This is a genomic window from Kosakonia sp. R1.Fl, assembly GCF_023516815.1.
GTDB lineage: Bacteria > Pseudomonadota > Gammaproteobacteria > Enterobacterales > Enterobacteriaceae > Kosakonia.
Genome location: NZ_JAMGSQ010000001.1, coordinates 4,681,300 through 4,695,480 on the forward strand (window position 1 = coordinate 4,681,300; position 14,181 = coordinate 4,695,480).

Here is a 14,181-nt window from a genome sequence, read left to right on the forward strand (position 1 = left end):
GCGACAAAGTGGCGACATACAAAAATTACTTCCCCTTGCCTTTGAGTTTGTCCGACAGATAGATAACAAGGCAAATTAATGCAAAGCAGCCTAAAAACCCGCCCAACTTTAGAACCCAGTCATCAAGAACTACAAGGCAAGCAAAAGCCGCGATAGATAAGATCCCCGTACCCAGGGCATCGAACATGTTGACCGCATGCACCCATATTTTTTCAGAAACGCTATTTTGCGAGGATTTTGCAGATTTCATCCTGTCTCCCTTTACACTGCATGGGGTGACTGTGAGTGTTCATGAGGTATGGTTCGGGAGGCTTTTCAACGGCACCACCTCCGTTCAGGGAGTGTAGATTATGCCGGCATTCTGTTTCTGGATGGCACAGGATTTCGGGTCAGGATCAATACGCAACCCCTTTGGTTTGTGTGTCGCCTCTGTGCCGAAATGCTTTTACGCATCGCCTTTCAGAACATCCATTAACCACGCGATCAGATAGGCCAGGATAAAGAACCCTATAAATCCAGCCAACTTAAACCAGCCATCCAAAACAAACAGGCTACCGAAAGCAGCAAAGGAACAAATGCAGGTCGAAACCCCTTCAACCAGACTGGCAGATTGAAGCCCGATGAATTTGCAAAACTTAGCGGGAGAGGATTTTGCAGATTTCATTTTCAATTCCTTTGCACTGAATCGGGTGACTGTGGATATACATCAGATAAGGTTCCAGTTCTTTTTCAGCGAGAAAATAAACCATATCCAGATTCATGGGAGATACTTTGTAATATGTCTCTGGATAACTGGACTGCATCCGCCGCGATGCTCTTGCTGATTCCTCAATCAGCCCCTGAATCATAATAATGTTGAAAGTAAAAGCGGAACCGACACGCACCAGACGCTGTGTGATTTTTTTCATGCGCACACGGTGGATTATCATTTCTGCGATCTTCTGGGTTATAAAAGCCTGAGCACCTACCCGACTACCCAATTTCGCATCAGCATAATGCAACTTGTCATTAATGGCCTGTTTGCCTTTTTCGTCCAACTTCTTATAAAAATCAGTTATTACAGTGGACACAAGTTGTCTGAGCGGTGACTCGTTTGTTGCCATACTTTTGAGCACAAGAAAAAAACGCTCGTTTTCAATTTCATTGCGGGCTCTGGTCTTGCGGTCTATAACGCCCAGTGAATCCCACGTTCTCACTCCTGATAAATAAGCACTCTCTGGAATTGAAGCCAGGCCATCGAGAATGCCCTTCGCTATCATTTTTGCATCCATAAAATCCATCTCACGTAATATGCATCGGGAAAGATTAATCAAAAAAAATTGTAGTGACCAGCCTCAGTCTTTGCTGTTTGAGATAATTCTTATTTGAGAGTATATGCCTAAAATACAATCCGACAGCGTTTGAATATGGCAGCTTCAAGCAATAAAAAACCCGCCAGCGGCGGGTCAGAATCAATAAGCTAATTGCCCCTGCGTCCCTTTTGGATGAGGCGGAGCCGCGCTGATTTTCTGCGGGCGGCATACAGAGCGAACATAGGTTTCATGCGTGACGAAAGTATGCCCGCATTCAATATTCTTGCACTGGTTGTATCGTTCCTTGGTTTCGCTGGAAACCTGAAAGCTACTGCGGGTATGCGCGGCCTGCCCGCACAATGGACAATTCATCATTATTTTCAGCCCTCACTCTTAACCAGTTCGCAATAATGATACCTTATTGTTCTCACTATGGAACCAATCATTCAATTTCGAACTCATCTATTTTCACTTCAAGATCCAGGCTGGTCGTAAATCCATTATCCGGGCTGACGGAGTGCGTCAGCGTGGTGATGGTCCACTCTGCATCATCAATCGGCTGCTTAAAGCCGCTCACCTTTATCGGCATTTCGGTGTAGAGATCTGCCCTGCCCTCTGCGAGCTGCACGGAGAATGACGCCACCCCGCGCTGCAGACGTTCCCACTGCATTTTTGCGGCGCGCTCCGCATTGCTGCGGTTGGCGTAGGTACGACTTAACACCAACACGTTCTCATCCGTACCCACTAAATATTCCCCCTGCTTTGCTTCCGGCTCTTTTGCCGCAGCGGTTTTCTTTCGCCGGCGCTTAACTTTGGTTGTCTCTTTTTTCTTCGGTTCGCGGGTATGCAGCCAACTGGCGATCACGCCGGTATACGCGCCGCGATCAGCCAGGGTAAACCGGTGACCGTCACCAGCCTGCCGAGTTATGGTGATAACCGGCAGCGGTTTACCGCTGGCGTTTCTTCCCTGTCCCTGGCGGATAAAAAGCAGGTTGCCATTTTTTACGGACGCTATCGCCCCAAACTGGCGCGCCAGCCGCATCAGGAAACTGCCATCGCTTTCATTGGTCTGGTCGAGGTGATCCAGCACTTTGTCCGCCAGGTCTTTACCCAGCGCCATTTTGAGGTTATGCCGGGCAGCAATTTCGTTTACCACCGCCCCCACGGTTGTCTGGTGCCATGACTTTTCCCGGCGAATGTTAAGGGTTTCGCGGAAATCGGCACTGCGCGCGCGGATGGTCAGCTTGTCGGGTGCGCCGGTATGTTCAATCTCATCCACCGTGAATGCCCCTTTGGGGAAAAGCGGCTGCCCTTTCCATCCCAGCGACAAATTAATAATCGCTCCGCGTCGCGGCAGGACAATTTTCCCGTCGGCATCATCCAGTTCCAGATCAAGCTGGTCCGCTTCAAAGCCCCGGTTATCTGTCAGCGTCAGGCTCATCAGGCGAGCATCGAGCAATTCCGTCACATCGTTGCCGGCAATGGTGATGCTGAAAGCCGGCGTTTTGCTATGAGGGTCATAATTCACGGCAGTAATCCTCCCACCGTGTTTTTGATATCGCCTATCGTCGATGCGGCGGTCTCCTGCAGATTACGAAGCTGATCGCCCAGGTTGCCAAACATTTCGGTCAGCGACTCATCGACGCGTTTCAGCGTCAGCGAAAACTCAATCCGCCGCGCTTCACCGCCGGCGAAAAACTCTGTTTTGGTCTGGCTCAGGTTCTCGATCACAAACATGCCGTAAATGGTGCCGCTGCCCTCAATTAAAGGCCATGCTTTACCCCGTTCTGCCATTTGCTCCAGCGCCAGCAATGACAGCCTGCCGCCGGTGATTTCAGGCAGCAGGACACCAGAAAGGGTCAGGGAATCATTATCAGGGCCAAGAAATTGTGTCGACGGGCGGCGGTTCACCCGGCTGTTGGTCGCGTGCCGCCAGTTGCGCTGATACTGCAATTCCTGATAGGGCACGGTACGCAGCATAAATACGTATAACCCCAGCACCATCATCATGAATCGTATCCCCCCTGGTCACTGAAGTTGCTGCGTGCTTTCGCTCTGGTGCGACGTTCCCGTTCATCCAGTTGCCTTGCCACTTCGCGGGCAATGTCCTGTGCGTTCTGCCCCGGTTGTGCATAGATAGTGATCGGCGCATGGGTTTCAAAATGCATCGATGGCGGCTGGCGGGTCGTTGGCTCAGACGGCGCACGGTACGCCGCTGCGGGCAGGCTCATCGGATGGAACGGCACGGCTTCTGCCGGTGCGGTTGCCACCCCCATCATGCCGGCAACCACGGAAGCAAGCGCCGCCGTGCGCCTGCGGCTGGTCACTTGTGCCGGGCCGTTAACAATTTCCGGGCCATTCTCTCCCACAATGCCAAACTGCCCGCGCGGAATGGCACCGCCGCTGTCATACATGCCGGCAAACGGAACCGCAGCGGCTGCCGCACCGCCAACTACCCGCACCTGCGTTTTGCCCGCTACGCTATCATTTCCGGTCATCCAGTCCGGCAGGTACCCCGAGACGGAAGCGAGTTTGTTTTTCAGTGCTTCCCATTTCGCATTGATGCCGTTCAGAATGCTGTCGATGATGGCGCTGCCCATCTCCTGGAATTTTGCCGGCAGCGCGGCAACGTCAGCCAGAATCGAGGCCCACTTATCACTGATTGCTTGTCTGATAATGGCCCACGCCTGCGACACTCCGCTCTTGATGGCCTCCCAGTTTTTGGCAATCAGGCCCGGCAGGGTGTAATTGAAAAACAGGGACTTGATGCCCTCCCATGCGTTGCTGGCAGTCTGTTTAATCCATTCCCACGCTGCCGTGGTGGCAGTGCAAACGGCATCCCACATGGCTTTGAATTTCGGCCCCAGCGTGTCCCAGTTCTGCCAGATGTAAATAGCCGCCATGGCAATCAGACCAATCACCGCGAGGATCGGATTGGCGAACATCAGGCGGCCCAGCCACACAATCCCCTTACCCACGCCGCCAAGAGCTTTGGTGATAAGGCCAAACGCACCACCGCCTTTTATGCCCAGGATGGAGAATTGCAGGCGCATCAGTGCCAGAGGGCCAAGCACAGCGGATACCGCCAGCATCACCGAACCCAGCACAACCGCAATAGCTGCCAGCGCAGCCACGCCTTTCAGGAGCGCCCCGGCGAGCTTCGGGTGTTCTTCAATCCAGCGGCGAAATGCGCCGGTTACTTGCTTCACGGTGCCCATGATCGCCATCAGCGGCTCGCGCAGGGTTTCACCGAGACTGCTAAAGGCGTTTTCCGCCCCGGTCTTAACCAGCAGCCACTGAGCGGACAACGAATCCTTATTGATACTGGACTCTTTTTGCATGGAGCCGCTGGAGGCATTACCGGACGTGAGCTGGAGCTGGCGTTGCAGCTCCGGCAGGTTATTTGCCAGCTTCGCGGCATCATCGCCAAACTCTTTGCCAAACAGCATGGTCATAACAGAAAGGCGCTTATCCACCGGTAGCTTATTCACCTTTGCCAGAACGCGCTGAATAGTGCCGATGGCATCCTTAGTCATCTGCTTTTCCAGCACTTCCGGCTTCATTTGCAGCAGATCCAAGCCATCCATGAACCGGTCGCTTTGCATGGTCGCAATCGACAGCTCGCGCACCATCGCGTTAGCGGCGCTGGCTGCCACTTCCGGCGCGGCACCCAGCGTTAAAAACGTCGAACCAAGGGCTGCGGCTTTGCGATAATCCAGACGGTCAGCCACACCGCCCATGCGCTGCAGAACATCGATAATGTCCGCCCCTTTGGACATGGCATTGTCGTCCAGGTAGTTCAGCGCATCGCCTAATTGCCCGATGTTGCGGGTCGGTACTTTATAAAGCTGGGCAATTTTTCCGAGGCTTTCAGAGAGCTCGTCCGCCGGAAGTTCAAACGCCGTGGAGGCTTTGGCAGCCGTGGCAGCAAAGACTAATAAATCGCGTTTTTGATCGGCCCATGAATCACTGGGATTCGCCACGTTCATGCGGGCGCCCCCCTCGACCAGTGCGGCAAAATCCACCGCACCGTTTTGCATGGGTAGCTGTTCGCTGGCAGCTTTGATGGCATCCTGCATTTCATAGAACCGGGCCGTGCGGTTGCCGTTATCATCACGCAGGCCATTAACCTGCTTTGCCACACCTTTCATCGCATCTTCCATGCTGGCATAGCTTTTCACTGCCGCCATGACCGGCGCGCCCATTGCCATTCCCGCTGCGGTGGTGGTGGCTCCTGCTCCGGCAATGCGATCCCGAACCTCGAGACGGCGGGAATAGTCCGCGCGCGCAGCATTCATGCGCGCCTGCTGCTCACCCAGCCGTTTCAGCGATTTTTGTTGCTTGTCCAGCGCCTGTCTGGTTTTGTCCGCGCTTTTACGCAGCCTCCTCTGTTCACTGCTTAGGTTTTTCGTGTCGATGCCGGCTTCTTTAAGCGACTTACGCTGGAGGTGAACGGACTGACGCAGGCCATCATATTTGCTCTGCAGCTCCTTAACGCGGGCTTTAGCTTGTGCAAATTGCCTGATCTGCTGAGCCATTTCACGTGTATTCGCGGCGTGCGGAATCGCTAATGCTGCGGCTTTTTGTTTTGCGGCTGCAAGATCCCTTTCAGCCAGGGAAAGCTGTGAACGCGCTTTGCGGAATCCATCTATTTTTCCGGCCTGCTCACTCAGCGATTTAAGCGTCTCTTTGCTGGATTTCAGCGCAGCAGCCAGCTTTTTTGTGCTGGCCTGCGCGCTTTTGAAAGGGCGGGTGAGTTTATCAACCGCATTAAGCACCACCTGCAGACGCAGGTTGTTGTCACTCATCGCTGGCCCCGCTTCTCAGGATCGCTTTATGCCGCCACTCCAGCACCTCAGCCAGCGGCATAGCATCAGTGACGGACGGCGACCAGTGGAAAATGGTGGCAATGTCTGCCACCAGGTCATCAACGGTCAGACTGTCGGCAAATCGGCAAGCACCGATTTCTTCAACAAAAAAGTGACCACCTCCACGGACATTGCGGTGAGGTCCGCCGGGTCCAGTTCTGCCATTTCCTGCGGGGTAAGTGTCGGTGTGGAGATGCGCGGGATCACCGTCATCATGGCGCTCACATCCATATCCATGATGGCCTGCAGGCGGGTGCCCCGCAGCGCGCCGGATTGCGGTTTGCGCAGCACTACCTCTGTGATCTGATTTTTTCCGCGCTGAATGGGCGTATCCAGCACCACCGTTTTTTCGTTTGCTTTGTCACTCATGGTTATGTCCTTAAATCGGGAACAGTGCGCGGAAGCCCGCGCCGTTAAGTGTTATCAGAGGCCCAGGGCGTTGCGGTGTGCTTCCATCAAATCCACACCGTTGACGATTTCAATCATGTTGATCAGGTCAACCTCGTACAGCACCTCACCATTGATGGTCAGCCTGGCGTAGCTGTTGGTGAAACTGACTTTGCTGGCGTTGCTCTCCCCTGTTTTCAGCTCGCCGGAATCAACCTCTTTGGGGCGTCCGCGTGTGACCAGCTCAACGGCCTGCACTTCGCCAGTATCATCACGTTGAATGGAGGCGGTGAAACGCAGTTGCACGGCGTCAGCGGTCGGTTTACCCAGTTGCTTGAAGATCAGCGACTCCATCCCGCCAATGGAAAATTCCGTGTCCAGCGCACCGTCATCGAGCCCCATATCCACATCGACCGCGCCCGACATGCCGCCGCCGCGGTACTTTTCAAATTTGCGGGTGAATTTCGGCAGCGTCAGCGACTCGACGATGCCCTGCCAATTGTTCCCGTCGTTGAACAGGTTCAGGTGTTTTAACTTGCGTGGTAAAGCCATGGTGTCCCCTTACGCGCTGGCCTGGCTGGAGAAGTCCAGCAGGTACTGATCGGTGATGCGCTGGCGCAGCATCAGGTTTTCAAGCGGCGGCACCGACGTGTAGTCGTAGTCGATAGTGAGCTTGCCGGCTTTCAGGGAGTCTTTATCGTTCACTGACTCATCCAGCCAGCAGTCTGCGCCGATGATGTAGCCCTGCGATTTCAGGCTGCGCAGTTTGGCACGGATACCTTCGATAATGTCGCGGGCTAACGACGGGTTAAGCACGCCATCCACCGCCCACATGTGCGCTTCTGCAATGGTGTCAGCCAGTACCTGCGCCGTGCGGGTGTAGTTCTCAAAGGCAAATAAAGGATCATCGCTGAGGCAGCGGGAACCCCAGAAGCGGAAGCCGTCTTTACGGATAAGCGTGGTCACGTCATTCTGGTTCAATAGCCCGGCGTCGGTTGCCGGGTCCTGCAGATCCCAGAACACATCGGCGGAAAGGCCGGTAACACCATTCACGCCGACATTAGACAGGGTTTTGTGCCAGCCGGTCTGCTCGTCGATTTTGGCGCGCAGACCGAGCGCGCGGGCGGAGGCGTAAGCCGTCGCGTCTGCATTCAGCACAGTGTCAAAATTGATGAAATCAGGCCAGATCAGCATCCCCTCACGCTGGCTGAAATTAGCGCGGTAGGCAATGGCTTCCTCCACGGTTTTGCAGCCGTACGCGGAGAGATAGGCAAACCCGCGCAGACTTTGCGCCACGCTCAGCAGCTCCGTGGCTACCGCCTGCGTGTCATGCCCCGGCACGCCGAGAATGCGCGGCTTAACGCCAAGTTGCGACTGCGCCGACAGCAGCGCTTTCATTCCCGTTTTTTTACCGTCAGCCGTTACGCCGCCGATAATGTTTGAGGTGGTTTCCGCTTCGCTTTCGCCCTGCGCCACGCGCACAACGACGGTGACGGGCTTAGCCTGGTCGGCAATCGCATCGAGCGAACGGGCCAGCGTGCCGGACTCACCCGCTTTACCGCTGGCGGTGAGCACATCGGTAAGCAGTACCGGCTTATTAAGGGGAAACACGGACGCATCGGCATCATCGCCGGTGCAGACCATGCCCACGATGGCAGTGCTCACCGTGGTAATCGGTCGGGTGCCCTCGTTGATTTCAACAACGCGCACCCCGTGGTGGTAATCCTGAGCCATAAGGCAGTCTCTCTGGTTTACTGGGATGCGCCTATGTTCTGGTTGATATACGCGCGGCGCACGCGGCAGGCTTTGTTTAAGAAATGGCACAATGGGCGGGGTAAAAAAATCCCCGCAGATGCGAGGACTGGATTAATCGTTGGGAAGTACAGGCCAGTTAATATCGGGGGAGAGAGATGTATCTACATCGCCAAGCGCATCGAGATAATCTATCCAGATATTAAATTCTCTCTTTTCGTTTTCCGACAGTCGATTCAGTGCCAGTTTATAGGGCCATTGCTTACGGTTGATATAGTCATTGGCCTGGTTTATTAGCTCTTGTCTTTGCGCCTCTGCAATAGCGACCTGTTCTTGCTGCGTCAGGCCCGGTAAATCCCCCCAGCAGGGCAGCCCGTCATTATCAGAAAGGCGTCTTTTCCCTTCAGGAGGTAAACCGGTAAACGACAAAAAAGTAGTCTCTGATACTTCAATTGCATCAGAAGGCCATATTCCTGAATCAGAATATCCGCGCTCTAAATCAGCGTCATAAAATAAATTTCGTGAAGGACTATACATATATTTAGGCATTTTAGTATCCCAGCATCCAGTAAGTTGCAGACTGTAAACGCGTAGGCACGTGTGGATAAACGGTAGTTGAAATATCGCGGAAAATTGCCGTAAAACCGGCTAATGAGCGAGGACCGAATGAGACGTTAAACCCTCCATTTACAGTATCGAGAGCGGTAAGAAGCCCCCCTAAAATCCCACCGGGGAAAACCACAGGATAAGTTGTCTCTCCAGTCAGTCCGGTTCCGCCATTGGAAACTATCCCCCACTGCAATATGAGCGTTTTCATATTGCCGCCATCCTTTATCGGGATTTTTAAATATCCTGGTGACGCGATAATCCCCGTAATCCCGTTCCGCTCCGCCGCTTCGCCTAAACCAAGATATGAAAGTATCCCGGCGATGCTTTTGCCTGACAGCGCCGTCAGCGTGGTGTCCAGCGGCTGTTTACCCGCCAGCGCATTTGTCATCGTGGTGGCAAAGTCAGGATCGTTACTCAGCGCGGATGCCAGTTCATTGAGTGTGTCCAGCGCCCCAGGCGAGGAGCCAACCAGCGCTGCAATCGCTGCCTGTACAAAGGCGGTGCTGGCAATTTGCGTGGTGCTGTTTCCTGCCGCCGCCGTCGGCACTTTTGGTGTGCCGGTGAACTTTGGACTTTCCCTGGGTGCATACTGTGGATGCGGATCAGCAGCGGCAAGATGTTTCGCCATCTGGTCATCCACGTACACCTTTAGCTCGAGCACCTTATCATCCACATACTGACGGGTTGCCAGCACCACGGAGGGGTCAATTTTCAGCGTGATGTTATCGGTACTGCTGGTAATCAGTATCATCCGCACGGTCTGCGTGCGCCCGCTTCCCTCCGCCAGTTGCGGCTTATAACTCTCCGGGCAATTGCCCACGGCGATCAACGCGTTGGTTTCATCGAATAGCCCGACCTCGCGAATCCACCAACCGCCTTCGGTTTCTGGAATTACCTGCTCTGCAATAATCTGGCTGCTGTTCTGTGGATCGATATACAGCATGTTCAGCGCAGCCCGGCGCTTTTCGCCAATCAGCGTGGTTTGTTGTGCGCTGGGCGTTGGCAGCACGCCGCCACCGTCGCCCACTGCCATCTGGGTAATTTTTAGCGGCACGCCGAGCGCCGCGGCGCTTGCCAGTTTCGCCGCGCCGATCTCCGTCAGCAGGGTATAGAATTTTTGGCTCATGGATGCACTCTCATTGTGTCAGTAACATGGACCGCGCCACCCTCGTAAGCAGTGCCGCCGGAAATAATGGTTTCGTTGATATACGGATAGATGGTGATTTCTTCGCCGCTGTAGCTGGCTGCGCCCGTAAAATACGGCCCGCTGGTCTGCAGGTTGATGGACATGCCGACAAGATGACGGCTGCACGGTTTGGCGTCGCTGATCAGGCGTTCCAGCTCGAGATAGGTTTCTTCGGTAATGCCCTGGTCCTGCACGCCAATGTCCAGGCGAAACGTCCCCGGAGTTTCACCGGTCTGCCACCACTCAATGATGCGGATCAGGAAACCGAACGGCTCCACCACGCGCCGCACGGCGCTGGTTGTCCCTTTGTGCTGATGGATATAGAAAGCATCCTGCACCACCCGGCGCTTGACGCTCTCCGTCCAGCTTTCGTCCCAGCGGTCAACGGAAAAGGCCCACGCCAGATACGGCAGAAAGCTGACCGGACACGTTGGCGGGTTCCACAGGTCACGTAGCGGTACCTGCAAATCGGTAATTCCACTGCAGCTCTGCGCCAGTCGGCGCTCAAGAGGTGACGAACCGGGCGGCAGCAGGCTATTCATCCGTGCCCCCGTTGGTAACACGCCAATCTGTGCAGGATGCCGCCTGCGTCTTATTCAGCACTACGTCATTCAGCGGTGACGCCAGCTTCACACGCTGCACACCTTCAACATGCAGCGCGGCATAAATGGCGCTGCGCCGGATATCACGTCCCAGCCGCGTCTGGCTGGCGATATATTTCTGCAGGCTGGCTTTTGCCGCCGCCATCACCGGCTCAGCTTCCGGCCCCGGATAAAGAAAGATCGTCGCATCCACGCTATAGGGGATGATTTCGGCACTGCGTACCGTCAGGCGGTCTGCAACCGGGCGCACGTTCTCGCTGTTAAGCGCCTGCTCAACCAACGCCAGCAGATCGTTTTCCGCCGCGCCGTCACCCTCGCGGCTTAGAATCGTAAGCACCACCTCAGCCGGAGCCGGGCTGGTTGCGCTGGCATCCGCCACGCGCCCGTCCGCGCTTTTGGCATGAAACTCGTAAGCCGCCGTCGGGCCAGCCATGGACAGCCCCTCAAACGCAGCGGGAACGCGCAGGCGTAAGGCTTCGTCGCTTTCCATCACCGCTGCAACCGGCGGCACGGCGTTGTTGTCAGCAGGCGTTACCGTCAGGCGTTTGACGTTGTAGTTGCCAGCGAGTTGCTCGAGATCGCCGCCGATGGCATACGCCACCATGACCGCCTGCGCGGCCTCGTTGATACGCTGGCGCAGCAGGATTTCGCGGTAGGTGCTTTCCTGCAGCAGCTTGGTGACGGGTTCCGATTCAAGCGACAGCGTGCGCCGAACGGCGGCCTGTTCCTCAGCAGGATAAAGCACAATGAATGCTGCCTTACGTTCAGCCAGCAGCGTCTCAAAATCCGGTACGTCCACAATCTGCGGCGCGGGGAGTTGGGAAAGATCAATGACCGGCATTGGCTGCTCCTGTGGATACGGAAAAGGAAACAGGTGCGCCACTATTAGGCTGACCGGTAAGCTCAACCAGCATGGCGCCGTCAAAGCTACTATTGACAGTGATGGAATTCAGCGTAAGCCGTGGCTCCCAGCGGGTCAGCGCCACATAGACTGCAGACATGATCTGCAGGCGCAGCGCCGGGTTCTGCGGCTGGTCAATCAGTGCGGAGAGCAAAGAACCGTACTCCCGGCGGGCAAGCCGGCTGCCCTGCGGCGTCAGCAGAATATCGCGCACCGACTGGCGCAGATGCTGCGTGTCAGTCATCGTCTGCCCGTCATTCCGGCTCATGCCGATATAGAGCGTCATACCGGGCCTCCCGATGTATCACCGCCCGCTTTCACTTTTATGTGGGCGTGATTATCCACGACGATCCCGTTGGAACTCATGGCGCCGCCGCCCTGGGTGATGCCGCCATTGATTACCACCTCGCTGTTAATGCGCGTGGTATTGGCTTCCACTAAGAACTCGCCGGTTTTCAGGGTGATATTATCTGCCGCCTCGATCACCATGGATTTAATGCCTTTGACGAACCAGCGCCCGGTGGCGGGTTCGTATTCAAACCAGCCGCCGTCCGGGTATTGCGTCACGCAGCCGTCCACGGAATCCGACGGCGGTGCGAATTGATTGGAATAAATCGCGGGCAGCGCAAAAGCGGTTTCCAGATTGCCGCCCATGCTCAGCACCACCACCTGCTCATCCGGCGACGGACACCACCATGTCCGGGCACCGCCGGCGCGCAGGGTCAGCCAGTTAATCCAGTTGGTTTCGAGTTCGCCCACTTTCACCCGGCACAGCCAGTTTTCCCGATCCACTTCGGTCACGGTGCCAGTGCGGATCAGATTGGTGATAAGGCGCATAATTTCGGTAAGTTGTGCGTTCATTTATTGATAATGAACGAACGCAAAAAAGAGAGGGAGAACCTATACTTGTATCACTTGTGGTACAAAAAACCTGTCAGGCTCTTTGTAAACTAAGCTTGGACATTTTTATATCTTCCTCGATCTTTTCCAGTCTCGCGTTTTCATCTTTCAGCCAAGTATTGTAAAAGCCTCGAACGAAATTCGAAGGTTCACAATTTTGATAACCTTTAGCTTGCTTGATAAAAAACTTTCCTTTTGAAAAGCCTATTTCCAAAGTCACTCTCTCACCTACCGGAGAAATAACCTTAAAAATATAACTTTCTTTATTTATAACTTTATCCTTATAAGAAGCTAAGCAATGCTCCATTTCTCTACCTTCAATAATCAATGCATTAATTGAATCAATAAAATAAATCCCTTCATTCTCGAGCAAAGCAGGACGCTCAAGAAATATATCATCACGCAACAACTTAGTCGTCTCCCTCAACTTCAAAGCCCATTTATCATGGTAATACATAACAGCATCACTATCAGTACAACTCATAATTATACTTCGTGAATCTTTAATTCCAATGTTTTCCCCAATTCGAATGCTATCCATAACTATTTTATGAAGAGTACACATTCCTTTTTTATATTCCCGTAAAAACTCTCTCTGTTTACTACATATGTTTCCCAATAATACAGAACCGGCAAATATACGATATCTATATGCTAAATATAACTCTTGAACTTTTATTTTGTCTTTATGTTTATAGGCATCAATTATATCACTTTCTCTTAGGCAGCGAGACAACCAAGAAAACTCATCTTTTCTTCCGGCTAACATTTCTGTTTTTTTAATAATAGTTACAATTTTTTCTTCTGTGGGAGATCTTGTCAAAATTGAAAGCAGTTGGCGTCTTTTCATCCTAGAATAATATTCGATAACATGAAACCCCATATCATAATAGTTATGTATTATAATTGCCCAAGCCAAATTAGGACAGCTGAGAAAAAGTTCTCTAAGAGATGAGCTTACCACCAATGAATTATACATTTCTGTCTGTGCATCATTGTAGTTAAGCAGGTCCCAAACATTGTCATTTATGTTTGAATTTAACATATTAAGCAAATGTTCGACGGCATTATTACCCATGATATTTTCATTGAAAATAGGAATACCGCAATCCAATTCCTTTCTTTGAACATTATTCCCATGATATATATCAGAAAACACCAATCCATTTTCAACATACACTTTAACAACAACATTCATCAAAGGCGAAAAAATAATGAAAATCTTATTTTTCAAAAGATAAAGTTTCATTATCGCCTCCTTCCAGTTGACATATTTTTCTCTCAAGCTCTAACATCAATCCATTAAGCTTCACCTGTTGTTGCGATGAAAAACTGCGAGAAAAATTTTCCTTAGTAACTTCTAATTCAAGAAGTCTTGTTTTGGCCATGGTAATAGAAAGCTCGTTGAAATTATCAACTGCTTCCTTACTTTTCTTTGCTAATTCTCCGATCTCTAGTTCTAAAAATCCCAATTTAGCTTTTGCAGTGTTACTTTCAACAATACGTTTTAATATTTGGGCAATTGGTCGATATAATATACATAATGCCAAAATAAAAGCTGTAGGCCATGTGAGGACAACTTGAAGTATTTGTATCCATTCTTTCACAATATTTAACTCGACCTTTTTCGATTCTTAAATCATCGATCAGAGTTTCACTCTTGTCAATCATCCTTTTCGGAGGC

At 52.6% G+C, this 14,181-nt stretch carries 19 protein-coding genes and 1 pseudogene; all 20 read right to left on the reverse strand.

Annotated features, from left to right (window positions below; translation table 11 throughout):
• Nucleotides 1-25 precede the first annotated feature (25 nt).
• Nucleotides 26-250 (reverse strand): hypothetical protein, encoded by a 225-nt coding sequence (locus M8Q36_RS22115; RefSeq protein ID WP_249882386.1) that lies wholly within the window; start codon nucleotides 248-250, stop codon nucleotides 26-28.
• 195 nt (nucleotides 251-445) lie between these two features.
• On the reverse strand, nucleotides 446-664 hold the full coding sequence (locus M8Q36_RS22120; RefSeq protein WP_017456127.1) for a hypothetical protein: 219 nt from the start codon (nucleotides 662-664) through the stop codon (nucleotides 446-448).
• Nucleotides 636-1,271: an Ssp6 family T6SS pore-forming effector gene (locus M8Q36_RS22125; RefSeq protein WP_249882387.1), complete on the reverse strand. Its 636-nt coding sequence runs from the start codon at nucleotides 1,269-1,271 to the stop codon at nucleotides 636-638. Before M8Q36_RS22125 ends, M8Q36_RS22120 begins: the two co-directional genes overlap by 29 nt.
• A 180-nt stretch (nucleotides 1,272-1,451) precedes the next feature.
• The gene (locus M8Q36_RS22130; RefSeq protein ID WP_072051601.1) at nucleotides 1,452-1,667 is read right to left on the reverse strand and encodes an ogr/Delta-like zinc finger family protein; all 216 of its coding nucleotides are present in this window, start codon (nucleotides 1,665-1,667) and stop codon (nucleotides 1,452-1,454) included.
• A 67-nt stretch (nucleotides 1,668-1,734) separates the two neighbouring features.
• Nucleotides 1,735-2,820: a phage late control D family protein gene (locus M8Q36_RS22135; protein ID WP_502825484.1), complete on the reverse strand. Its 1,086-nt coding sequence runs from the start codon at nucleotides 2,818-2,820 to the stop codon at nucleotides 1,735-1,737.
• Nucleotides 2,817-3,302 carry a phage tail protein gene (locus M8Q36_RS22140; RefSeq protein WP_249882388.1) on the reverse strand — a complete coding sequence of 162 codons (486 nt, stop codon included), beginning with the start codon at nucleotides 3,300-3,302 and terminating at the stop codon, nucleotides 2,817-2,819. Before M8Q36_RS22140 ends, M8Q36_RS22135 begins: the two co-directional genes overlap by 4 nt.
• Nucleotides 3,299-6,100, reverse strand: a complete 2,802-nt coding sequence (locus M8Q36_RS22145; protein ID WP_249882389.1) for a phage tail tape measure protein — start codon at nucleotides 6,098-6,100, stop codon at nucleotides 3,299-3,301. The genes M8Q36_RS22140 and M8Q36_RS22145 overlap by 4 nt, the downstream gene beginning before the upstream one ends.
• Nucleotides 6,093-6,212, reverse strand: a complete 120-nt coding sequence (locus M8Q36_RS22150) for a GpE family phage tail protein (RefSeq protein WP_017456121.1) — start codon at nucleotides 6,210-6,212, stop codon at nucleotides 6,093-6,095. The genes M8Q36_RS22145 and M8Q36_RS22150 overlap by 8 nt, the downstream gene beginning before the upstream one ends.
• Before the next feature lie 14 nt (nucleotides 6,213-6,226).
• Nucleotides 6,227-6,529 (reverse strand): phage tail assembly protein, encoded by a 303-nt coding sequence (locus M8Q36_RS22155; protein ID WP_017456120.1) that lies wholly within the window; start codon nucleotides 6,527-6,529, stop codon nucleotides 6,227-6,229.
• A 54-nt stretch (nucleotides 6,530-6,583) separates the two neighbouring features.
• The gene (locus M8Q36_RS22160; RefSeq protein WP_249882390.1) at nucleotides 6,584-7,099 is read right to left on the reverse strand and encodes a phage major tail tube protein; all 516 of its coding nucleotides are present in this window, start codon (nucleotides 7,097-7,099) and stop codon (nucleotides 6,584-6,586) included.
• A 9-nt stretch (nucleotides 7,100-7,108) separates the two neighbouring features.
• On the reverse strand, nucleotides 7,109-8,281 hold the full coding sequence (locus M8Q36_RS22165; RefSeq protein ID WP_249882391.1) for a phage tail sheath protein: 1,173 nt from the start codon (nucleotides 8,279-8,281) through the stop codon (nucleotides 7,109-7,111).
• Nucleotides 8,282-8,413: 132 nt separating this feature from the next.
• Entirely contained in the window at nucleotides 8,414-8,848 is a 435-nt protein-coding gene (locus tag M8Q36_RS22170; RefSeq protein WP_249882392.1) for a tail fiber assembly protein, read from the reverse strand.
• A gap of 1 nt (nucleotide 8,849) precedes the next feature.
• Entirely contained in the window at nucleotides 8,850-9,116 is a 267-nt protein-coding gene (locus tag M8Q36_RS25635; RefSeq protein ID WP_459077347.1) for a gp53-like domain-containing protein, read from the reverse strand.
• Between the two features lie 66 nt (nucleotides 9,117-9,182).
• Nucleotides 9,183-10,034, reverse strand: a pseudogene (locus M8Q36_RS22175) (phage tail protein); the annotation flags it as partial.
• Nucleotides 10,031-10,636: a phage tail protein I gene (locus M8Q36_RS22180; RefSeq protein ID WP_249882393.1), complete on the reverse strand. Its 606-nt coding sequence runs from the start codon at nucleotides 10,634-10,636 to the stop codon at nucleotides 10,031-10,033. The gene M8Q36_RS22180 and the pseudogene M8Q36_RS22175, both read right to left, overlap by 4 nt.
• The gene (locus tag M8Q36_RS22185) at nucleotides 10,629-11,537 is read right to left on the reverse strand and encodes a baseplate assembly protein (RefSeq protein WP_249882394.1); all 909 of its coding nucleotides are present in this window, start codon (nucleotides 11,535-11,537) and stop codon (nucleotides 10,629-10,631) included. The genes M8Q36_RS22180 and M8Q36_RS22185 overlap by 8 nt, the downstream gene beginning before the upstream one ends.
• Entirely contained in the window at nucleotides 11,524-11,883 is a 360-nt protein-coding gene (locus M8Q36_RS22190; protein ID WP_249882395.1) for a GPW/gp25 family protein, read from the reverse strand. The genes M8Q36_RS22185 and M8Q36_RS22190 overlap by 14 nt, the downstream gene beginning before the upstream one ends.
• The gene (locus M8Q36_RS22195) at nucleotides 11,880-12,458 is read right to left on the reverse strand and encodes a phage baseplate assembly protein V (RefSeq protein WP_249882396.1); all 579 of its coding nucleotides are present in this window, start codon (nucleotides 12,456-12,458) and stop codon (nucleotides 11,880-11,882) included. The genes M8Q36_RS22190 and M8Q36_RS22195 overlap by 4 nt, the downstream gene beginning before the upstream one ends.
• A 73-nt stretch (nucleotides 12,459-12,531) precedes the next feature.
• On the reverse strand, nucleotides 12,532-13,746 hold the full coding sequence (locus M8Q36_RS22200) for a PcfJ domain-containing protein (protein ID WP_249882397.1): 1,215 nt from the start codon (nucleotides 13,744-13,746) through the stop codon (nucleotides 12,532-12,534).
• Nucleotides 13,721-14,104, reverse strand: a complete 384-nt coding sequence (locus M8Q36_RS22205; RefSeq protein ID WP_249882398.1) for a hypothetical protein — start codon at nucleotides 14,102-14,104, stop codon at nucleotides 13,721-13,723. The genes M8Q36_RS22200 and M8Q36_RS22205 overlap by 26 nt, the downstream gene beginning before the upstream one ends.
• Nucleotides 14,105-14,181: the final 77 nt, after the last annotated feature.